At 35.8% G+C, this 20,982-nt stretch carries 20 protein-coding genes; 7 read left to right on the top strand and 13 right to left on the bottom strand.

Annotation, left to right across the window (positions count from 1 at the left end):
- The first annotated feature begins 25 nt into the window (after positions 1–25).
- Positions 26–2,023: a glycoside hydrolase family 97 protein gene (locus tag AC0INN_RS05540; protein WP_306612158.1), complete on the top strand. Its 1,998-nt coding sequence runs from the start codon at positions 26–28 to the stop codon at positions 2,021–2,023.
- A 68-nt stretch (positions 2,024–2,091) separates the two neighbouring features.
- Here AC0INN_RS05540 and AC0INN_RS05545 read toward each other — a convergent pair whose 3' ends face one another.
- The 9 genes from AC0INN_RS05545 to thrS form a co-directional block, all read right to left on the bottom strand.
- Positions 2,092–3,270: a M28 family peptidase gene (locus tag AC0INN_RS05545; RefSeq protein WP_306612160.1), complete on the bottom strand. Its 1,179-nt coding sequence runs from the start codon at positions 3,268–3,270 to the stop codon at positions 2,092–2,094.
- Positions 3,271–3,398: 128 nt separating this feature from the next.
- Positions 3,399–4,583 (bottom strand): M28 family peptidase, encoded by a 1,185-nt coding sequence (locus AC0INN_RS05550; protein ID WP_306612162.1) that lies wholly within the window; start codon positions 4,581–4,583, stop codon positions 3,399–3,401.
- A 127-nt stretch (positions 4,584–4,710) separates the two neighbouring features.
- Complete coding sequence (locus tag AC0INN_RS05555) at positions 4,711–5,886, bottom strand: M28 family peptidase (RefSeq protein WP_306612164.1); 1,176 nt, start codon at positions 5,884–5,886, stop codon at positions 4,711–4,713.
- Between the two features lie 110 nt (positions 5,887–5,996).
- Positions 5,997–6,341, bottom strand: coding sequence for a 50S ribosomal protein L20 (rplT, locus tag AC0INN_RS05560; protein ID WP_172282993.1), 345 nt, complete (start codon positions 6,339–6,341; stop codon positions 5,997–5,999).
- Positions 6,342–6,462: 121 nt separating this feature from the next.
- Complete coding sequence (gene rpmI / locus AC0INN_RS05565; RefSeq protein WP_034676300.1) at positions 6,463–6,660, bottom strand: 50S ribosomal protein L35; 198 nt, start codon at positions 6,658–6,660, stop codon at positions 6,463–6,465.
- 180 nt (positions 6,661–6,840) lie between these two features.
- Positions 6,841–7,404: a hypothetical protein gene (locus AC0INN_RS05570; RefSeq protein ID WP_172282991.1), complete on the bottom strand. Its 564-nt coding sequence runs from the start codon at positions 7,402–7,404 to the stop codon at positions 6,841–6,843.
- A 173-nt stretch (positions 7,405–7,577) separates the two neighbouring features.
- Entirely contained in the window at positions 7,578–8,399 is an 822-nt protein-coding gene (locus tag AC0INN_RS05575; RefSeq protein ID WP_306612175.1) for an alpha/beta fold hydrolase, read from the bottom strand.
- A gap of 191 nt (positions 8,400–8,590) precedes the next feature.
- Positions 8,591–9,121: a translation initiation factor IF-3 gene (gene infC / locus AC0INN_RS05580; protein ID WP_172282988.1), complete on the bottom strand. Its 531-nt coding sequence runs from the start codon at positions 9,119–9,121 to the stop codon at positions 8,591–8,593.
- A gap of 71 nt (positions 9,122–9,192) precedes the next feature.
- Entirely contained in the window at positions 9,193–11,112 is a 1,920-nt protein-coding gene (thrS, locus tag AC0INN_RS05585) for a threonine--tRNA ligase (RefSeq protein ID WP_172282986.1), read from the bottom strand.
- A 93-nt stretch (positions 11,113–11,205) separates the two neighbouring features.
- Between thrS and AC0INN_RS05590 the strand changes: the two genes are divergently transcribed.
- Both AC0INN_RS05590 and AC0INN_RS05595 read left to right on the top strand, forming a co-directional pair.
- Positions 11,206–12,399, top strand: a complete 1,194-nt coding sequence (locus AC0INN_RS05590; protein WP_273647922.1) for a DUF4932 domain-containing protein — start codon at positions 11,206–11,208, stop codon at positions 12,397–12,399.
- Positions 12,400–12,407: 8 nt separating this feature from the next.
- Entirely contained in the window at positions 12,408–13,367 is a 960-nt protein-coding gene (locus AC0INN_RS05595) for a dipeptidase (RefSeq protein ID WP_306612179.1), read from the top strand.
- 52 nt (positions 13,368–13,419) lie between these two features.
- Here AC0INN_RS05595 and AC0INN_RS05600 read toward each other — a convergent pair whose 3' ends face one another.
- Positions 13,420–14,964: a hypothetical protein gene (locus AC0INN_RS05600; RefSeq protein ID WP_306612181.1), complete on the bottom strand. Its 1,545-nt coding sequence runs from the start codon at positions 14,962–14,964 to the stop codon at positions 13,420–13,422.
- A gap of 146 nt (positions 14,965–15,110) precedes the next feature.
- On the opposite strand from AC0INN_RS05600, the gene AC0INN_RS05605 reads away from it, so the two are divergent.
- The 4 genes from AC0INN_RS05605 (at position 15,111) to leuB (ending at position 19,535) form a co-directional block, all read left to right on the top strand.
- Complete coding sequence (locus AC0INN_RS05605; protein ID WP_273647925.1) at positions 15,111–16,274, top strand: 2-isopropylmalate synthase; 1,164 nt, start codon at positions 15,111–15,113, stop codon at positions 16,272–16,274.
- A gap of 38 nt (positions 16,275–16,312) precedes the next feature.
- Positions 16,313–17,701 carry a 3-isopropylmalate dehydratase large subunit gene (leuC, locus tag AC0INN_RS05610; RefSeq protein WP_306612184.1) on the top strand — a complete coding sequence of 463 codons (1,389 nt, stop codon included), beginning with the start codon at positions 16,313–16,315 and terminating at the stop codon, positions 17,699–17,701.
- Positions 17,702–17,821: 120 nt separating this feature from the next.
- Positions 17,822–18,421, top strand: a complete 600-nt coding sequence (gene leuD, locus AC0INN_RS05615) for a 3-isopropylmalate dehydratase small subunit (RefSeq protein ID WP_306612186.1) — start codon at positions 17,822–17,824, stop codon at positions 18,419–18,421.
- Positions 18,411–19,535: a 3-isopropylmalate dehydrogenase gene (leuB, locus tag AC0INN_RS05620; protein ID WP_306612188.1), complete on the top strand. Its 1,125-nt coding sequence runs from the start codon at positions 18,411–18,413 to the stop codon at positions 19,533–19,535. Before leuD ends, leuB begins: the two co-directional genes overlap by 11 nt.
- 75 nt (positions 19,536–19,610) lie before the next feature.
- Here the strand turns inward: leuB and AC0INN_RS05625 are convergent, their stop codons facing one another.
- The 3 genes from AC0INN_RS05625 to AC0INN_RS05635 are packed head-to-tail and all read right to left on the bottom strand — an operon-like array spanning position 19,611 to position 20,982.
- Positions 19,611–19,796, bottom strand: coding sequence for a hypothetical protein (locus tag AC0INN_RS05625; RefSeq protein ID WP_172282973.1), 186 nt, complete (start codon positions 19,794–19,796; stop codon positions 19,611–19,613).
- A gap of 10 nt (positions 19,797–19,806) precedes the next feature.
- A complete protein-coding gene (locus tag AC0INN_RS05630; protein ID WP_172282971.1) occupies positions 19,807–20,412 on the bottom strand; it encodes a DUF4230 domain-containing protein in 606 nt (201 codons plus the stop codon).
- A gap of 3 nt (positions 20,413–20,415) precedes the next feature.
- The gene (locus AC0INN_RS05635) at positions 20,416–20,982 is read right to left on the bottom strand and encodes a thioredoxin domain-containing protein (protein WP_172282970.1); all 567 of its coding nucleotides are present in this window, start codon (positions 20,980–20,982) and stop codon (positions 20,416–20,418) included.

Below are 20,982 nucleotides of genomic sequence, written 5' to 3' on the forward strand. Positions count from 1 at the left end.
TTTGTACAAATACCCAGTAATATTTATGAAAAAAAATGATTTTATTATTTTCATCTTATTCTGTCTGATACTTTTGCCTACAGGGGTTTCAGCTCAAAAACAATTAATACTCACTTCTCCTGATAATAAACTGAAAACCTTCATCAACGTAGGTAAAACAGTAGAGTATTCCGTGCTACACAATGGAGATGTAATGCTCGACAAATCTGCTATCTCCATGACACTTGATGATGGATCTTTCTATGGGAAAAATGGAAAACTTTTAAGATCGTCAGAAAAAAAAGTTAACCAGACTTTCAATGTGCGGATATATAAACGCCAGCAAATTAAAGACTATTATAATGAACTGATATTAGAGTTTAAAGATTATCATATTATTTTTAGAGCTTATGATGAAGGGATTGCTTACAGATTTGTGTCTTTAGCTAAAAAGCCATTTAAAATAATGGCTGAACAAGCTGAATTTAATTTCCCTGCAGATCAAAAAGCTTTTATCAACTATACCAATAAACCGGAAACAGCTCCTTTGGAAAAACAATTTTTCAACTCGTTTGAACAACCTTATTTTCATTATCCTTTATCCGAATGGAATAAGAAAAGACTAGCTATCAATCCTTTACTTGTAGAAGGGGTAAAGGGTAAAAAGCTTTGTATTGCCGAATCTGACCTGATCAATTACCCGGGAATGTTCTTATATCCGGGAGATAAATCCAATAGTTTAAAAGGCGTATTTGCACCTTACCCGAAAGAAGTTCAGCAAGGGGGACATAATAATTTGCAGATGCTCATAAAATCTCGTGAAAACTTTGTTGCCCAATTCGATAAAGGGACAGACTTTCCTTGGCGAATCATTATTATTTCCGAGAAAGACTCAGATTTGACAGATAGTGATATCGTCTATAAATTGGCAACTCCTTCTCAGGGAGATTATTCATGGGTGAAACCAGGAAAAGTAGCCTGGGATTGGTGGAATGATTGGAATTTGTACAATGTAAATTTTAAGACCGGGGTTAATAATGAAACCTACCGATATTATATCGATTTTGCTGCTCAATATGGAATAGAATATGTGATTCTTGATGAAGGCTGGGCAGTGAATAAGAAAGCAGACCTCTTTCAGGTAGTCCCTGAAATCAATCTGCCGGAATTGATTGCTTACGCAAATTCCAAAAAAGTAGGGCTTATTCTTTGGGCAGGGTATTATGCTTTTGATCGTGATATGGAAGCTGTTTGCAGACATTATAGTGAAATGGGAATCAAAGGTTTTAAAGTAGACTTTATGGATCGGGATGACCAGATCATTGTTGACTTTCACCGGAGAGGGGCAGCAATGGCTGCAAAATATAAGTTGTTGATAGATTATCATGGGACATATAAACCTACAGGGCTACAACGAACCTATCCTAATGTTATTAATTTTGAAGGGGTAAACGGATTGGAGCAAATGAAATGGGCAGATCATCTTGACCAGGTGACCTATGATGTAACCATTCCATTTATCCGACAGATAGCAGGTCCAATGGATTATACTCAGGGAGCAATGCGTAATGCAACCAAAGATAATTTCAAAAGTGTTGATAGTGAAGCTATGAGCCAGGGAACACGATGCCGTCAGCTGGCAGAATATATAGTCTTTGAGTCTCCGTTAAATATGCTTTGTGATAGCCCGTCAAATTATATGGCAGAAACGGAATGTACAGAATTTATTGCTAAGGTTCCTACCATTTGGGATCAAACCATAGCTTTAGATGGTGAGGTCGCAAAATATGTAGCAATAGCCCGTAAAAAAGGAGATGATTGGTATATGGGTGCTTTAACCAACTGGAATGCACGTACTGTAGAATTAGATTTATCATTCCTAGGAAAAGGCAATTTCAAAGGTGAAGTATTTAAAGATGGAATCAACGCGAATCGTGTTGCTAAAGATTACAAAAAGGAAGTCATTGACATTCCAGCCAATAGAAAATTAACCGTATCAATGGCGTCAGGAGGAGGTTACGTAATAAAGATCACAAAAAAATAAAGAATTATAAAAACCAAAAGCTTTCTAAAAATAGAAAGCTTTTGTATTAAGATATATAGTATAAGTGATTATTCAATCATAATTTTTCTAACTACTGTATGCTCATCGGCTTTAAGATTTCCTAAATAAACCCCTTTTGGCAAATTAGAAACATTAATTCTTGTCTGGTTTTCTTGCTTAAGTAAAGACCTACCTAACAGATCGGTGATTTCAAAACTGAAGTTGCTAACGGAAGATGGTAATTCCAGACTCAGAATATCTTTTGCCGGATTGGGATAAATTTTAATGGATTCAAGCTTATCTGCGGCGGTTTCTTTGGTATTCAAAACTAAAGATGCCGTAGTGGATGCTACTGCAAAATGCTGAAGTGCCCCCACCGTTGCTTTTCCTACATTGAAAATATATACAGGGTCTGTATTCGCAAAGGTATCATTCACAGTATGCGGATAACTGCTTCTTTTATACTCAAAGTATCCTGTAATTACTTCTCCTTTCTGTTCAAAAGGGATATAGTCCGTATCTTCTGCCGGATCAATCCCTGTAAGTAGTGAAGAATATAGAGTAGTACAGGTTACCAGCTGTTGTGTAACCGCACTTGATGCCACATTATTGCTGCTTACTCCTCCCTGATCCTCATCACAGTATATTCTGTTATTTACATTCCCCATTTTTCCACCTACCTGGTCAAGATTGAATACCAGTTTTATATCCAGCTTTCGAACACCGTTTTGATAAGCTACATTGTTTACATAATGAGAACTTCCTCTTAATCCCTGTTCTTCCCCGGAAAAATGAATAAACTTGATAGAATATTCTGTCGGAACATTTCTAAGGATCCTGGCAGCTTCCAGTATAATTGAAGTACCACTACCGTTATCATTGGTTCCCGGACCTACGATGCTATCAAAGTGCCCACAAATAATAACATATTTATTAGGATATACTGTTCCTGTTTTGGTGATGATCAGGTTTTTAGAACTTGTGCTTCCAAAGGTAAATGGATCCTCAACAATCTGGCTTGCTGTGTAGCCGTAAGATAAATATTTGTTTTTGATCCACGTAAGCGCATTGGCATTATTGGTAGAACCTGTTGTTTTTACACCAAGATTTTGGAACTGCTGCAGATTGGTTGTAATATTGGTTTGTGTAACCTGGTTAGCCCTGTCCTGATAAACTTGAATGAAGGTTTGAGATTGTAATTGCTGGCCTAATAAAGCGCAAAAAAGAAGAGTAATTATATTTTTCATTGTTAGGTGATTTTTGTAAAAGTAATCATAAAATCACAATGAAAGAATAAAAATATTATGTAATAAATAAAAAATGCTCTTATTGTTGATAATAAAAGCATTTTTGTAATTGGGAGATATTTGATGATTTATTTTTCTATAACAATTTTTCTTGTTGTAGTCTGACCTTTGGCTTTTATAATGACTAGATAAGCTCCTTCCTGCAAACCGGAAACATCGATTTTTCCTTGATTTTCTTTTTTGATCAGAATATGTCCTAAAAGATCTGTCAGCTCAAAGTTGAATTCTTTAATGGTATCAGGTAAATCAATAGTTATAATATCTTTTGCCGGGTTAGGATATATCTTTACTGATTCTATTGATGCCTGAGCTTTTGTTTCTTCTGTGTTTAGAACCATTGCTGCGGTTGTAGATGCAACGGCAAAATGTTGGAGCGCACCAACAGCAGCTTTACCTACATTGAATACATATACAGGATCTATATTGGCAAAGGTATCATTTACCGTATGCTCATTATTGCTCCTGATATTCTCATAAAAACCTGTGATAATATCTCCGTTTTCTTCAAAAGGAATATAGTCTGAAGCATATGCGGTAGCCATTACTGTCTGAAGAGGAGAGTACAGACTTGTACAGGTAGCCAGCTGTTGGGTAAAGGAGCTCGATGTTGCATTATTGGCAGAACTTCCGTTAACTCCCTTTTCACATTTTATCTTATTGTTGTTATTTCCTAATTTACCTCCCACCTGATCAATATTGAAGACCAGTCTTATATTAAGTTTGCGAACTCCGTTTTGAAAAACTACATTGTCCGCATAGTGGTAGCTCCCGTAAAGTCCCTGTTCCTCTCCTGAAAAATGAATGAATTTTATTGAATACTGGGTAGGGACATCTTTTAAAATTCTTGCGGCCTCTAATAAAATTGAAGTTCCGCTTCCGTTATCACTTACGCCGGATCCTGTTACCGTATCATAATGGGCGCAAATAATTACATACGTATTGGGATATGTTGTCCCTGTTTTCGTAATGATCAGATTCTTTGAACTCGTACTTCCAAATGTAAAAGGATCTTCAACGATTTGACTGGCTGTATAGCCATAAGAGAGGTACTTATTTTTTATCCACGTGAGAGTATTCGCATTGTTCGTGGAACCTGTAGTTTTGACACCAAGGTTTTCAAATTGCTGTAAATTCGTTGTAATATTGGTTTGAGTAACCTGATTGGCCCTGTTCTGATAGGCCTGAATAAATGTTTGAGATGATAGTTGCTGACTTAGCAGGCAAAAAATTAGAAAAGTAATTACATTTTTCATTAGTTGGTGATTTTTGCAAAAGTAATAATAAAATCACAATGAAAGAATATTAATTTTGTAGTATAAATAAAAAATGCTTTTATAACGTGTAATAAAAGCATTTTTAAATTATTTTTTTAGCGGTGAGTTATTTGCTGATTATTACTTTCCGTACAGCGGTATGATCAGCAGTTTTTATTATAGCTAAATAGGCACCGTTTGTCAGAGAAGAAACCTGGATCGCTTTCTTATTATTCTGTTTAATTAAAGTGTGACCTAGCAGATCTGTTAATTCAAAATTAAAATCATTAATCGTATTTGGCAGGTCAATTGTCAATACGTCTTTTGCCGGGTTAGGGTAGATCTTTACAGATTCTAATGATTTCTGTCCTTCTGTTTCGCTTGTTCCCAAATTCAGAGTTGTTGCTACAGCAAAATGTTGAAGAGCACCAACCGCTGCCATACCTACGTTGTAGACATACACAGGATCTATATTGGCAAAGGTATCATTTACCGTATGTTCATTATTACTTTTGATATTCTCATAAAAACCTGTAATGATATCTCCGTTTTGTTCAAAAGGAATATAATCTGAGGAATATGCATTAGTAATTACAGTCTGAAGAGGGGAGTAAAGACTTGTACAAGTGGCCAGCTGTTGGGTAAACGCACTTGAAGTTGCATTATTGGCAGAGCTTCCGTTAACGCCTTTCTCACACTTTATCGTATTATTGTTATTGCCAAGTTTTCCACCTACCTGATCTATATTAAATACCAGTCTTATATTCATCTGACGGATATTATTCTGAAAAACCACATTGTCTGCATAATGATAGCTTCCTTCCAGTCCCTGTTCTTCTCCTGAAAAATGAATGAATTTAATAGAATATTCTGTTGGAATATCTTTTAAGATTCTTGCAGCTTCCAATATAATAGACGTTCCGCTTCCATTGTCGCTAACTCCGGAACCGGTTATGGTATCATAATGTCCGCAGATAATTACATAGGTATCAGGATAAACAGTTCCTGTTTTGGTAATAATTAAATTCTTAGAACTGGTACTTCCAAAGGTAAAAGGATCCTCAACCATCTGACTTGCACTATATCCGTAAGACGTATATTTATTTTTGATCCAGTTTAAAGTATTGGTATTATTTACAGAACCTGTTGTTTTTACACCCAGGTTTTCAAACTCGTGTAAATTAGCTGTAATATTGGTTTGTGAAACCTGAGTTGCTCTGCTTTGGTAAGCCTGAATAAAGCTTTGTGCCTTTGCGCTATAAATAGCAATGGAAAAAAGAAGTAGAGTAGTTATTTTTTTCACTTGATAAAAGAATTACAGAATTATTATATTTTTAATGAAACAAATGTATATAATAAAAAAATCCTGAGCAAAAAACTCAGGATTTAATATTGATAACAAAAAATTTTACATTATTTTACTTGATCTACAACTGCTTTGAAAGCTTCAGGGTGATTCATTGCTAAATCTGCTAAAACTTTTCTGTTAAGCTCAATGTTGTTCTTTTTAAGAGCTCCCATAAATTGAGAGTAAGACATTCCGTGCTCTCTTGTTCCAGCGTTGATACGCGTGATCCAAAGTGATCTGAAATTTCTCTTTTTCTCTTTTCTTCCACGGTAAGCATATTGCATTGCTTTTTCTACCGCGTTTTTAGCTACAGTCCAAACGTTCTTTCTTCTACCGAAAAAACCTTTAGCTTGTTTCATGATTTTTTTTCTGCGAGCTCTTGAAGCTACTGCATTTACTGATCTTGGCATAATTTAAATTGTTTTTTTGAAAAGGGCGGTAAACTTTTTCATTACACTTATCTGCTCCGTTTCAGGGTTAAAAATTCTGAATTGTTTTAATTCCTATAAACCGAATATAGATTTATAAAAACTACTTAATTGCTAATTGACGTTGAACGCTTTTCTCATCCACTTTAGCTACGTAAGAAGTAGTAGTAAGATTTCTCTTCTGCTTAGTTTCTTTTTTAGTTAAGATGTGGCTTTTGTAAGCATTTTTTCTTTTGATCTTACCAGTTCCGGTAAGAGCAAAACGTTTCTTAGCACCTGATTTCGTTTTTAATTTTGGCATTGTCTTGCTTTTTTATTATTTTGTTATCAATATCTGATTTACTTTCTTCCCAAAGACACTTAGGAATAATAGTGTGCAAAGATACAAAAAATATCAATTCGAATTTTCAAAATTGTGATTTTATAGTATTTTCAAAAAACCACTTCTATAAAAAGTGGTTACAAATCATTAAATTACTCACTAGATATCCTTATGAGTTATTTCTCTTCTTTCCTGATTATTTCCACCCAGAATAACTTTAACTCTAAAACCACTACCGATTAAATATCCGGTTCTTGAATAAAGCTGAAGCTTAATATGTGGGTTGGAAACGTTCCCTGCAACTGCGCTGTCTGAATTCCAAAGAGGAGTATCGTTATTGTAAATAACAAGATTCCCATCATTTTGTGCAATAAGTTTTGGGGTACCTCCGCTTCTTACCGTATTAGATGCCCATAGTACTCTGTAGCTGCTAGGTGTTTCAGCATATAGGACAAGATTACTATCTCCTTGCATTACCAGACGGTAAGTAACACCCTGATTTTCTAAACTAATTGATTCGCCGGCATTTAACACCTGAGGATGATTGGTTGTTTCCGAAATAAATGTTAATGTGGTAAGACCACCACCAGGAATAGATTTATTTGCATTCGCAGTTGTTTGTACCTTTCCATTTTCTACAATTACATTGTCAAGAGTATCGTCCTGACCACAAGATGCTAAAAGCATTGAAAGACTTACAAAAGTCAATAATTTTATCTTCATATATTATTTTTTTGAGCCGCAAAAATAATAAAAAATCAAATTAACTCACAATCATAAGACTTAATATATTTTAATTTTCTCTTTATTAATCGCATTTTCAGGAAGATAAATTTATAACAAAAAAAAGACCGATTGGTGAATCAGTCCTTTTAGTTTTTATTTCAATTAAGGTTTTATGATTGGAAAAAAGCAAGAAGATCTCTGTTAATAGTTTCAGCTTCAGTCGTTGGCATACCGTGAGGGAATCCCGGATAAGTGATCAACTTTCCATTTTTAACTAATTTTGCGGCTACCACACCTGTAGTTTCATAAGGTACAATCTGATCATCTTCCCCATGAAGCACCAATACCGGAACATCTGTACTTTTAAGATCTTCTGTAAAATCAGTTTCCGAAAAAGCTTTGATACAGTCATAATGTGCTTTAATTGATCCCATCATTCCCTGTCTCCACCAGTTTCTCTGGATACCTTCGGAAATGTTAGCTCCTTCTCTGTTATAGCCATAAAAAGGGAAGGTAATATCGATATAGAATTGCTGCCTGTGGTGTGCCGTATTGTTACGGATATCATCAAAAACAGAAATCGGGACACCGTTCGGGTTATTTTGATTTTGAACCATAATCGGGGTAACAGCGCTTATTAAAACAGCTTTGGCAACTCTTCCTTTTCCATGCTGTGCTACATATCTGATCACTTCACCGCCTCCTGTGGAATGTCCTACGTGGATCACATCTTTCAGGTCTAGTGCCGTTACAATCTCATCAACATCTGATGCATACGTGTCCATATCATGTCCCTCCGCAGTCTGGGTGGATCTTCCATGCCCCCTTCTGTCGTGAGCAATGACTCTGTATCCTTTTTCCAAAAAGAAAAGCATTTGAGCATCCCAGTCGTCACTTGATAATGGCCATCCGTGATGAAAAAATACAGGTTGTCCTTTTCCCCAGTCTTTGTAATAAATTTCAGTTCCGTCTTTTAGTTGAATTGTACTCATTGTTTTTAATTTTATGATTAGTAATTTAATTTTTTAATATCTATGATATTTTAATCTTATTTCTAATTCAAAATTAAATTTATTAATAAACACAACTCTTAACATAGGATATTTTATTCGGAATTGAATAAAAAAAAACCTCAAATTTCTTTGAGGTTTATATTGGAAATTAAATTCTGAATTTAATTTGATTATTTAGCTGCTTTTTTAGGACTCATCATCATAATCATCCTTTTACCTTCCAATTTAGGAAGCTGGTCTACTTTACCTACATGCTCAAGTTCCTGTGCAAGTTTTAAAAGTAAAATTTCTCCCTGATCTTTAAAGATAATTGAACGTCCTTTGAAAAATACATAGGTTTTAAGTTTCGAACCTTCTTCCAGGAATTTCTCAGCGTGCTTTTTCTTGAATTCATAATCATGGTCATCTGTCTGAGGCCCGAAACGGATCTCTTTTACAACCACTTTTATTTGTTTTGCCTTAAGTTCCTTTTGTTTTTTCTTTTGCTCGTATAAAAACTTCTTATAGTCTAATACTCTTGCAATAAAAGGTTCTGCTTTGTCTGAAATCACAACCAGGTCTAATTCCTGATCCTTGGCTATCTGCAAAGCCTTATCTAATGGGTAAACTCCAGGTTCCACATTGTCACCTACCAAACGAACTTCTCTGGCTCTGATTTTACCATTAATTTGATGCAAATCCTCCTGTACCGGACGACGCATTGGGCCTCTGTTGTTAAATCTTTGTGCTATTGTCTTAAATTTTATTGGTTAACTTTCTATTGACAGCTTTCTTATATAGCTGCTTCTTTTTTAAAATAATTGACGAAATCTTCCATCTTCATTACGCCAAGATCTCCTTCTCCACGTCTTCTTACTGAAACGGTTCCGTCTTTTTCTTCATTTTCACCGATCACAATCATGAAAGGGATTTTCTTTAATTCTGCATCACGGATTTTCTTTCCGGTCTTCTCATTTCTGTCATCAATCAGACCGCTAATATCGTGATTTTCCAAAAATTGTGAAACTTTTTTTGCATAATCTACATATTTTTCACTAATCGGTAGAATTATATACTGATCAGGGCTCAACCATAAAGGAAAATCTCCTGCTGTATTTTCTAATAAAATAGCGATAAATCTTTCCATAGAACCAAACGGCGCTCTATGAATCATTACCGGTCTGTGCTTTTCGTTATCATTTCCGATGTAGTGAAGATCAAACCTTTCCGGCAGGTTATAGTCCACCTGGATGGTTCCTAACTGCCATTTTCTTCCTAACGCATCCTTAACCATGAAGTCCAGTTTAGGGCCATAGAAGGCAGCTTCACCATATTCGATAACGGTTTTCAATCCTTTTTTCTCTGCTGCATTGATGATGGCATTTTCAGCTTTCTCCCAATTCTCATCAGAACCGATATATTTTTCCTTGTTTTCAGGATCTCTTAAAGAAACCTGTGTAACAAAATCCTCAAATCCTAAAGATTTAAAAACATAAAGTGTTAAATCTATTACTTTCTCAAATTCTTCCGACAGCTGATCCGGAGTACAGAATAAGTGGGCATCATCCTGAGTAAATCCACGTACTCTTGTCAAGCCGTGAAGCTCTCCACTTTGCTCATATCTGTAAACAGTACCGAACTCTGCATATCTTTTTGGAAGATCCCTGTAGCTCCATTGTGAAGTTTTGTAGATTTCACAGTGGTGAGGACAGTTCATAGGCTTCAGCAAAAATTCTTCACCTTCATTCGGTGTTTTAATAGGCTGGAAACTGTCTGCCCCATATTTATCCCAGTGTCCTGAAGTCACATACAGCTCTTTTGAACCAATATGCGGGGACATCACGAATTCATAGCCTCCTTTTTTCTGAGCCTCACTAAGGAAGTTTTCTAATTTTCTTCTTAATGCAGTACCTTTTGGAAGCCATAGCGGAAGTCCGGCACCCACTTTTTCAGAGAATGCGAAAATCCCTAATTCTTTTCCAAGTTTTCTGTGATCCCTTCTTTTTGCTTCTTCCAATCTTTCCAGATATTCTGTAAGCTCTTTCTGTTTTGGGAAAGAAATACCGTAAACCCTTGTCAATTGGGGGTTCTTTTCATCACCTCTCCAGTATGCTCCTGCTGCATTTAATATTTTTACGGCCTTTACAATTCCTGTATTGGGAATATGACCTCCACGGCATAAATCCGTGAAATTATCATGAGTTACAAAAGTAATTTCTCCGTCATTAAGATTGGAGATCAGTTCTACTTTATAAGGATTATCTGCATAAGTTTTTAATGCCTCTTCTTTGGAAACAGGATAGAGGGAGAATGTAGAACCTTTCTTAGCATTCTCTAAAACTTTCTTTTCAATCTTTTCAAAATCCTTTTCAGATAAACTTTCGTCTCCAAAATCTACGTCATAATAAAATCCATTTTCTATGGCTGGGCCGATAGTAAGCTTAGCATCAGGATAAAATTCAAGGATGGCCTGCGCCAGAAGGTGGGCAGAAGAATGCCAGAAAGCTTTCTTTCCAAGATCATCATTCCATGTCAATAGCTGTACCGTAGAATCCGTCGTTATAGGTGTGGTAATCTCTACTTGTTTGCCGTTTACGACTGCGGAAATGGTATTTCTAGCCAATCCTTCGCTTATAGATTTTGCCACATCTAAAGGAGTTACTTCTCCCTCGAATTCTTTGACACTATTGTCTGGAAGTGTAATTTTTATCATTGTTTACTATGAAATTTTAAGATGCAAAAATACGCATTTTTTATTTAAAATGGTATATTAACGTATATTTGAATAAATAAATAATTCAAAATAATGAAAAACCTATTAACGGTATTTACTGTTTTATTTTTCACATTCTCTTTTTCACAAAAAAAAGCCCCAAAATTTCAGGTTTCTTACAGCAAAAATATAGATACTTATTTTTTAGCTGAGATCCTTTCAGCTGAGCATAGGAAGATCAATAAAGATTTTGAATTATTCAAGATTAAAGAGTGCTCAACCTACCAGCCTATTGTAAAAAGAGCATTGGAAAAATATGGGCATCTGAAAAATTCTAAAATCGCTCATCTTACTGCAAAGATTAATGATACGCTACTCAGTAAATATGGCATTGGAAATGACGCAATCATGAAACCGCTTTTATCACATAAAGAATTTCCATTAAAAGGCTGGAATGATGACTATTTATTTGAAAAAAATACGCTGACCAAAGTACAAAATGATGAAATAACATTCCTTATTAAAAACTACATCTCAGAATTGCAGCAATTTTATATACAGGAAAAAATTGGGGATTTCTTTTCAGAGAATAAAACATTCTATGAAGGTGGAATTAAAGAATATTACCAACAGATTCCCGCGAATTTTGTTTCAGCAATGGAACATTACTATGGAGAAAGATTTGGCAGCTATACTGTTTTCATTTCACCAATGATGATGTGGCCAATAGAAGATAATGAAGGTCGTGGCATTGGTACTGATATACAACATTCGGGAGGAAAGAAAAGTATTTATGAAGTTGCAAGCCCTTTTATGAGAGTGGCAAAAGAAGGGGAATGTGGATATAACAACCAGTTTCAGGCGAGGTTTTTAACTATTCATGAGTTTGGTCATGCATTTATAAATAAGGAAGTCTATCAGAATAAGGATAAGCTCAATATGTTTAAGGATTTGTTTGAAAAATCAAACTTAAAAGAAATCATGACAAAAACAGGTGGCGTTGCCGATTATCAGACTTGCGTGGTAGAACATCTGGTAAGGTTGGGGGAAATTGAAACAGCCATTATACAGAATGATCTTGAACGTGCTAAAAAACTAGAGGCCTATCATCTGAAAAATCATTTTATTTTTCTCCCTCAGTTAGAAAGAAAGATAAAGGAATACAATGCTAACAGAAAAAAATATAAGAAATTCGGAGATTTTGTTCCGGAACTCTTAAAAGTATTTGAAAATAGTGATATTAAGTGGATTAATAAAGAACTCGACATAAATAAAGATAAAATATAATGAATGAAATGAATTTTGATTTACACTGTGATTTATTGTATTATCTGCTAAGAAAAAATTCAAAACCAGATGACAGGGAGTTGGGGTGTTCATTGCCCTATTTAAGAGAAGGAAATGTAAAATTACAGGTAATGGCCATTTACACGGCTACAGCTATGAACAGTACGGCCGAAGGAATCAGGCAAAGTGAGGTATTCGCTGATTTATTGAATACTGATGATTTCTTCCTGTTTGATCCTTCAAATTATGAAGCACACGAAAATAAGGATCGGGCAGGAGTACTTGCTTCCATAGAAAATGCATCCTCATTTTGTGAAGAGGATTCTGACCTCGAAACAGGTTTTAAAAACCTGGAAGCTATTATCAATAACACGCAGAAAGTCCTTTATATAGGACTTACGCATCATACAGAAAACCGATTTGGGGGCGGAAATAATTCAGGGACAGGATTAAAAGAAGACGGAAAAGTAGTTCTGGATTATATTTCGGACCGAAAAATTGCCATTGATCTTTCCCATACAAGCGATCAGCTGGCCTATGATATTCTTAATTATATCGATCAGAGAAACTATCATATTCCTATCCTGGCAAGCCATTCCAATTACCGCACTATCTATGATAAAAAGAGGAATCTTCCTGATGAACTGGCAAAAGAAGTGATTAGGAGAAAAGGTCTTATCGGACTTAACTTTATCAGGAATTGTGTTGATGAAACTGATCCTTACAAGCTATATGAACATCTTCAATATGGGCTTGATCTTGGTGGAGAAAATTCAATTGCTTTTGGTGCAGATTTTTACTACTGCAAAAACTATCCGGATCCGTCAAAGCTTCCCATATTCTTTCAGGAGTTCGAGAATGCTACCGCCTATGAAGCAATCAATAAAAAGATTTCCGAAAATTATTCCGTTGAGCTAATGGAAAAAATAAGCCATAAAAATGCTCTGGATTTTATAAAAAAGCTTTAAAATAAACACCAGATGGTGGCTTTAAAAGTCGGTTACCATCTGGTGTTATTTATTATTTCAGTCTTTTATACTTCACTTTTTTCTTTATAATTTCAATTACATCCACATGCTGAACTTTTGACTGTATCCAGCCATGGATATCTATATAAAAGAGTGAACGTCTGTAATATTCATTGTTTTCATATTGATCCAGTTTCCGGTCAAATGCTTCAAATGCTTTTTGTCTTTCATCCAAAACAAGGTTATTGAGATTTTTAAAAAAATCGATGCTTTCAAAATGAAATTCTTCCGGCTTTTTCATCTTTAAAGCGAACTTTAAAGTAGCTTTAATAAACTCATCGTAATCTTCGTCATTTCCGGATTCATGCTTGGACATAAGGATCAGAATCCTCGTATGAAATAAAAGATCTTCCTGTACGTTGCCTTTTGACTCGATGATCTTCATAGAGTAGCGCATCGATTCATTATACTTCTTGCTTCCAAAAAACATAGCTGCCATCTTAAGATACAGAATCATAAAATGGTGCTCATCAATTTTATCCCGGAGCTTTTCCATCTTCATTTCTATTTCTGGAATAAGCTTCGTTCCACTGAAAAACTCTCCTTTTACGAAATGGATATTCATTAAAGTATTGGAGTAGGTAAGGAATGTAAGAGCCTGTAAATTCTCATTTTGGGCAAATCCAGGTGAAGAAACCGTTTTAGTGAAATTTTCAAATTGTTTTTCTAAAATATCGATATTACCATAAAGGAAAAGGATCTTCAGTAAATAAGTATTGCCTTTGATATACCACACCGGATGACTAAAAATCATTTCGGGTTTCTGATGAAACAGCTCTACCCACTGATAAGCATATTTCAGCGTGTATTTGTAATCCTGCAATAGCTGATTTTTCCAGACATGCGCTTTATAATACCAAAGTTTTTCAGTAAAATTTAAACTGGAAGGTTTTATATTTTTAATCTGAGAGTTGAAGATTTCCAGTACCTCTTGCCTGTCCGCATCGTTTTTCACATACCCATGGGTGAGCATTTCACTGTATAACTTCAATGAAAGATTGGAAAGTTCAGTTGTGTATTGGTTTTGTTTGCTTATTTCTTTAGACTCTCTTATTAGTTCTTCGGCCCTTCCGTCTATACTTCGTGTAATAAATTGGGACTCAATTACCTTCTCAAGGTCAATAATCTCTGAAGCGATGCTTTTTTCATCTAGTTCCAGGGCAGATTGCTTCGTTTTATCCAATATTTTTAAAGCCTGCTTGTATAGTCCTTTCTGATACAGGATATTGGCAAAATCAAGTTGCTCGCGAAGCTGAATCCTGTAATTTTGATGGCTCGGGTTCATACGAAGGCTTACTAAGATTTGCTTATAGAGATGCGCTTTCAGGTTAGAAAGCTGCTGCTTGGTAGAAATTTTCTTCTCTATGATGACAGACTCGTTATACTCAGTCATTTTGTCAAGCTCAGAGAAAAGTAGTAGAAATTTAGCATCTACATTAATTCCTAAACGATTAACATAAAGCTTAAATTGCCGTTTCTCAGAAGTGGTTAATGATTTAATGAGTACAAATAAGAAGTCTTTCTGCAATTCTGCCATTGTAAAATTTAATAATTTAAATTATTGATTTTATTATACTTACGTTTAGTTTTTCATTATTTGAATATTGTAATTTTCATTAAAATTGAAAATGTAAAAAATATGCAAGCCTTAGTTTTGGATCAAAATTAAGTAAAAACTTCATTATGAATTCCGAAAAAATTGAAATTTTTGATACCACTTTGCGTGATGGGGAACAGGTTCCGGGATGTAAGTTAAACACAGAACAAAAATTAATTATCGCCGAAAGGCTTGATAAGCTAGGGATTGACGTAATAGAAGCCGGTTTTCCGGTATCAAGTCCGGGAGATTTTCATTCCGTTTCTGAAATTTCCAAGTTGGTACGAAATGCAAAAGTTTGCGGACTGACCAGGGCCAATAAAAAAGATATCGAAGTGGCTGCCGAGGCATTGCAATATGCAAAACGCCCCAGAATCCATACAGGAATAGGAACTTCAGACTCACATATTAAATATAAATTCAACTCTACCAGAGAAGACATTATTGAACGGGCAGTGGATGCTGTAAAATATGCTAAAAGCTTTGTGGAAGATGTTGAATTTTATGCAGAGGATGCAGGAAGAACCGATAATGAATACCTTGCCAGGGTTTGTGAAGCTGTAATAAAAGCCGGGGCAACCGTTTTAAACATTCCTGACACCACAGGATATTGCCTGCCGGAGGAATACGGACAGAAAATTAAATACCTAAAAGAAAATGTAAAAGGCATTGATAAAGCAATCCTTTCATGCCATTGCCATAATGATTTGGGATTGGCAACTGCTAATTCCATTGCAGGAGTAATGAACGGGGCAAGACAAATTGAATGTACGATCAACGGATTGGGAGAGAGAGCAGGAAATACGGCTTTGGAAGAAGTCGTCATGATTCTGAAGCAACATAAAGACCTTAGACTTCATACAGATGTTAATTCCAGAATGTTGAATACAATGAGTTCTTTGGTATCAGACCTTATGGGAATGCCTGTTCAGCCTAATAAAGCAATCATAGGAGCCAATGCGTTTGCCCACAGTTCGGGCATCCACCAGGATGGTGTGATCAAGAACAGGGAAACTTATGAGATCATGAATCCTGAAGATGTGGGAGTAACCGAATCTTCGATTATTCTTACAGCAAGAAGCGGACGTTCTGCTCTTGCATACCGTTTTAAGCATATCGGCTTTGATGTTACCAAAAATGAGCTGGACTTTTTGTATGGGGAGTTTTTAAAAATTGCAGATGCTAAAAAAGAAGTGGATAATGATGATCTTAGCCTGATGATGAATGCATTAACGAGAAAAATCAGTTAGGCATTTCACATCATTTCTCAATAAAATCAAACAAAAAAATGAACAATAATAAGAAAACACTTTTTGATAAGGTCTGGGATGCTCATGTGGTGGAAACAATTCCTGACGGACCGCAAATTATTTATATCGATAAACATCTTATTCATGAAGTAACAAGTCCTCAGGCTTTCGCTGAACTGGAATCAAGAAATCTTGAAATATTCAGGCCTGATCAGATTGTAGCTACAGCAGATCACAATGTACCGACTTTAAATCAGGAGCAGCCTATCCGCGATGAGTCTTCAAGAAACCAGGTACAACAACTTACTGAAAACTGTACCAAAAATAATATCGAACTGTATGGTCTTGGGCATCCCTATCAGGGAATTGTCCACATTATTGCACCGGAACTGGGGATCACGCAGCCGGGAATGAGCATTGTATGCGGAGATAGTCATACTTCTACACACGGAGCTTTCGGAACAATAGCTTTTGGTATCGGAACCAGCCAGGTAGCACAGGTTTTTGCGAGCCAGTGTTTATTGCTCAATAAACCGAAATCAATGAGGATTACGGTTAATGGAAAGCTTAAAAAAGATGTTCAGCCCAAGGATGTTATCCTGTACATTATTTCTAAAGTAGGAACTAATGGAGGAACCGGGTATTTCTGTGAATATGCGGGGTCTGTTTTTGAGGAAATGTCGATGGAAGGAAGAATGACGGTGTGCAATATGAGTATTGAAATGGGAGCCAGAGGAGGAATGATTGCTCCTGATGAAACGACTTTTGCCTATGTAAAAGGAAAACCTTTTGCACCAAAAGGAGAGGAGTGGGAAGAAAAGCTTGCCTATTGGAAGAGTCTGAAAACGGACGAAGATGCCACATTTGACGCTGAATTTAGTTTCGATGCATCAGAAATAAAACCTATGATTACCTATGGAACAAACCCGGGAATGGGTATCTCTTTGGATGAGATTATTCCTGTTCCACAAAATGAATCCGAGGAAAAGGCGTTGCAATACATGGGATTAAAAGCCGGTCAGTCTCCTTCTGATATTAAGGTAAATTATGTATTTATTGGAAGCTGTACGAATGCAAGGATTGAAGATTTTCGCTCTGCAGCGCAATATATTAAGGGAAAGAATAAATCTCAAAATGTTAAAGCGCTTATTGTTCCCGGATCCCAGCTTGTCGTAAAGCAGATCTATGAAGAAGGCCTTGATAAAATATTCAATGATGCCGGTTTTCAGATCAGGCAGCCCGGATGTTCAGCCTGTCTGGCCATGAATGATGATAAGATTCCTGAAGGTGAATATTGCGTTTCGACCTCCAACAGAAATTTTGAAGGCAGACAGGGACAGGGAGCCAGAACTATTCTGGCAAGTCCGTTGACTGCTGCTAAAGTCGCCATAGAAGGCAGAATAAGCGTTTTTGAAAATTTAAATTAATAATAAGACATACAAATAGAGGATGTTAAAAATAGCTGCTTTTGTTTGAACTGATTTCTCATACATTTTAAATAAAGCAGCTTTTAACCAAAACATATTGTAATCTAGTAAACTAAAGCAATGCAAAAGCTAACTATAATAAAATCAAGTGCAATTCCTTTGCCTATAGAGAATATAGATACTGATCAGATCATTCCGGCAAGGTTTCTGAAGAGTATAGACAAAAAAGGGTTTGGAGATAATCTGTTCAGAGATTGGAGATATGATGTTCATACCAATGAGCCAAATGCTGATTTCATTTTAAATAAACCCCAGTACCGCGGTGAGATTTTAGTAGCCGGTAATAACTTTGGTTGTGGGAGTAGCCGTGAACATGCTGCCTGGTCTTTAACCGATTATGGGTTTAAAGTGATTGTATCCAGTTATTTTGCGGATATTTTCAAAGGAAATGCCTTGAATAACGGTTTGTTGCCTGTAAAGGTTTCTGATGTATTCTTACAGGAAATCTTAACGGACATTACAGAAAATCCTGAAAAGGAAATTACCATAGACGTTGAACAGCAAACTATAAGTTTTAATGGTAAAACAGAATATTTTGAATTGGATTCTTATAAGAAAATCTGTTTGCTTAACGGATATGACGACATTGATTTTCTGATCAGTAAAAAAGAAGCCATAAAAGAGTTTGAATTAAAAACACAAAAAGTATATGAACAATAATTATTTCAAAATAGCTGTACTTCCCGGAGACGGAATTGGTCCTGAGGTGGTCAGTGAGAGTGTAAAAATCCTTAAAGTGATTGGTGAAGTGTTCCAGTACAATTTCCAGTTTACCTATGGATTGATGGGAGCAGAAGCAATTTTTCAGACAGGAGATCCGTTGCCTGAACAAACACTGGCCATTTGTAAAGAATCAGATGCCGTGCTTTTTGGAGCGATAGGCGACCCTGCTTTTGATAATAATCCCGACGCAAAAGTAAGACCTGAACAGGGATTGCTGAAGCTTCGTAAGGAATTAGGGCTTTTTGCCAATATCAGGCCGTTAAAAACCTATTCTTCATTGATTGAGAAAAGTCCTTTGAAAAGAGAAATCATTGAAGGAGCGGATATTCAGATTTTCAGGGAATTGGTGAGTGGGATCTATTTTGGTGAAAAATTTACCGATGAAGAAGGAGCTTATGCCTATGATGTTTGTAAATACAGCAGGGAAGATATTATACCTATTGTCCATATGGCATTTCAGGAAGCCCAAAAACGTAAAAAGAAATTAACGCTTATTGATAAAGCTAATGTTCTGGACACTTCAAGATTGTGGAGAAAGATCTGTAAGGAAATCGCCCAGGAATATCCTGAAGTTCAGTTGGATTTTATGTTTGTAGATAATGCTGCGATGCAGCTGATCCTTAATCCTAAACAATTTGATGTTATCGTAACGGAGAATATGTTTGGAGACATCATTTCTGATGAAGCGAGTGTAATCGGCGGTTCCATAGGACTTCTGCCTTCCGCATCTATAGGAAATGAAAATGCACTATTTGAGCCTATTCACGGGTCTTATCCGCAGGCAAAAGGCAAAGGTATTGCTAATCCTGTAGCCTCAATATTGAGTACGGCAATGATGTTGGATCACCTGAAATTGAATCAGGCAGCAGATAAATTGAGAGAATCGGTAGAACATGCCATTGAAAACAAATATGTAACCGTAGATCTTAATGCGAAGCAATCTTATTCTACAAGCGAAGTAGGGGACTTCATTGCAGATTATATCAGGTTTTCCGAAAAATCATATTACAATTTTGAGAATATCAAGATCGGAAAATCCACTATTGTATAGTGATAACTAAGAGTTTGATTTTATTTTTTTTATATTGAAAAGGTCTGCTTCTTCTGAAGCAGACCTTTCATTATTTTACCGACGGGTATTATCTGTTTTTCCGGACTTATTCTTCGAAGATTTTTCAATATCCTCTTTATCGATATCCGGTGGATTGGTTTTCTTAGATGATGCAGGAATATCCGGGAAATCCTGGTTTTGTTTTTTCGATTCTGCAGCATTGGCAGATTCCTTTTTTTTAGCATTATCTTTTGAATTCATAGCTTAGATTTTAAAGTTCTAAAATACCGAGTTGACCTGTTTTGTCTTCAATGGTATAATTCAAAGCCTTTGCCAAAACAAAAATATTATTAAGATTTTCCATCAATTGCTTACGTCCTTCATTTCGTAGCTTATTTTCATCAATAGCTTTAATAGCTGTTTCTTTTGCTTTGTTGGTTACATTTTTAATGTCTTTTTCAGAAATCCTGTTAAAGAAAGAATCGTCAAGCGACTGTATTTCCACACTTGGAGTAATTCGGATATCGGCATTAGGCAGCTGAGTAATAACCAGTTTTTTATTGATCGAATCCACCTCTATCTTCATTTTATTAAGATCGTAGGAAACCTGGGCATTGGTCTTGGTATAGGTGATTATACTGTTACTGGATACTTCGTTTCCGAATACTTCATAACCCATTTTGGTTTTCTGCATGCTGGAAATATTCTGTTCCAAAACCACCATTTTATTCATTTTGGAAATCTGGTTCGTCAGAATATAATAATCCGATTTTTCCGTTTTGCCTCCAAAATTAAAACAGGACTTAAGACCGAAAAACAGGAAAAGCATCACAAGAATTCCTGCTACAAAAGATAGTATAAGCTTATTATTTTTCAATATTTACTTTTTAAATATTTCTTTAAGTACCGATTTGTCATCTTTTTTCAGAATTTCTACCAGATCCCTTTCTACATAACCGGTTTTGGGCATTTCAATAATTCTTCCGATTTCTTTTTCATATTTTTCAACAATAATAGTCGGAACTTTCTGGATATTATAAATACCTTCTTCTCCTGATGGAGATTCCTTTTTGCGATTGACTGCAATAATGGTCAGCCTGTTATCCGGAAAATTTACTTCTTCCAGAATTCTCATCAGTCTCGGAAAGTCCCGGTGACTATCCTCACACCAGGTTCCCATGAAAACGATAATGTGATAAGAACTTATTTTAGCTTTTTTCAAGTCTGCAATGGCCTTCTGATCTAAAGCATATTCATCATGCTCTTTCACATACCAATCTGCATAAGGTGCCTTTAAAAATTGTTCTTTTAACTGGTTCCCCAAAAGCATTTTGCCATCATTCTGGGTTTCTACCTCACGGTTTACAACCACTTTCTGAGCACTGAGCTGCTGGGTAGCCAGGAACAATCCTGAAATAGCAACAGTATTTGTAATAAATTTTTTCAT

The organism is Chryseobacterium subflavum (assembly GCF_055762745.1).

What these genes read in the sequence shown, in the direction of transcription:
- AC0INN_RS05540 (WP_306612158.1), top strand. Translation starts at nt 26, where the DNA reads ATGAAAAAAAATGATTTTATTATTTTCATCTTATTCTGTCTGATACTT.
- AC0INN_RS05545 (WP_306612160.1), bottom strand. Translation starts at nt 3,270, where the DNA reads ATGAAAAATATAATTACTCTTCTTTTTTGCGCTTTATTAGGCCAGCAA.
- AC0INN_RS05550 (WP_306612162.1), bottom strand. Translation starts at nt 4,583, where the DNA reads ATGAAAAATGTAATTACTTTTCTAATTTTTTGCCTGCTAAGTCAGCAA.
- rplT (WP_172282993.1), bottom strand. Translation starts at nt 6,341, where the DNA reads ATGCCAAGATCAGTAAATGCAGTAGCTTCAAGAGCTCGCAGAAAAAAA.
- rpmI (WP_034676300.1), bottom strand. Translation starts at nt 6,660, where the DNA reads ATGCCAAAATTAAAAACGAAATCAGGTGCTAAGAAACGTTTTGCTCTT.
- AC0INN_RS05570 (WP_172282991.1), bottom strand. Translation starts at nt 7,404, where the DNA reads ATGAAGATAAAATTATTGACTTTTGTAAGTCTTTCAATGCTTTTAGCA.
- AC0INN_RS05575 (WP_306612175.1), bottom strand. Translation starts at nt 8,399, where the DNA reads ATGAGTACAATTCAACTAAAAGACGGAACTGAAATTTATTACAAAGAC.
- infC (WP_172282988.1), bottom strand. Translation starts at nt 9,121, where the DNA reads ATGCGTCGTCCGGTACAGGAGGATTTGCATCAAATTAATGGTAAAATC.
- thrS (WP_172282986.1), bottom strand. Translation starts at nt 11,112, where the DNA reads ATGATAAAAATTACACTTCCAGACAATAGTGTCAAAGAATTCGAGGGA.
- AC0INN_RS05590 (WP_273647922.1), top strand. Translation starts at nt 11,206, where the DNA reads ATGAAAAACCTATTAACGGTATTTACTGTTTTATTTTTCACATTCTCT.
- AC0INN_RS05595 (WP_306612179.1), top strand. Translation starts at nt 12,408, where the DNA reads ATGAATTTTGATTTACACTGTGATTTATTGTATTATCTGCTAAGAAAA.
- AC0INN_RS05600 (WP_306612181.1), bottom strand. Translation starts at nt 14,964, where the DNA reads ATGGCAGAATTGCAGAAAGACTTCTTATTTGTACTCATTAAATCATTA.
- AC0INN_RS05605 (WP_273647925.1), top strand. Translation starts at nt 15,111, where the DNA reads ATGAATTCCGAAAAAATTGAAATTTTTGATACCACTTTGCGTGATGGG.
- leuC (WP_306612184.1), top strand. Translation starts at nt 16,313, where the DNA reads ATGAACAATAATAAGAAAACACTTTTTGATAAGGTCTGGGATGCTCAT.
- leuD (WP_306612186.1), top strand. Translation starts at nt 17,822, where the DNA reads ATGCAAAAGCTAACTATAATAAAATCAAGTGCAATTCCTTTGCCTATA.
- leuB (WP_306612188.1), top strand. Translation starts at nt 18,411, where the DNA reads ATGAACAATAATTATTTCAAAATAGCTGTACTTCCCGGAGACGGAATT.
- AC0INN_RS05625 (WP_172282973.1), bottom strand. Translation starts at nt 19,796, where the DNA reads ATGAATTCAAAAGATAATGCTAAAAAAAAGGAATCTGCCAATGCTGCA.
- AC0INN_RS05635 (WP_172282970.1), bottom strand. Translation starts at nt 20,982, where the DNA reads ATGAAAAAATTTATTACAAATACTGTTGCTATTTCAGGATTGTTCCTG.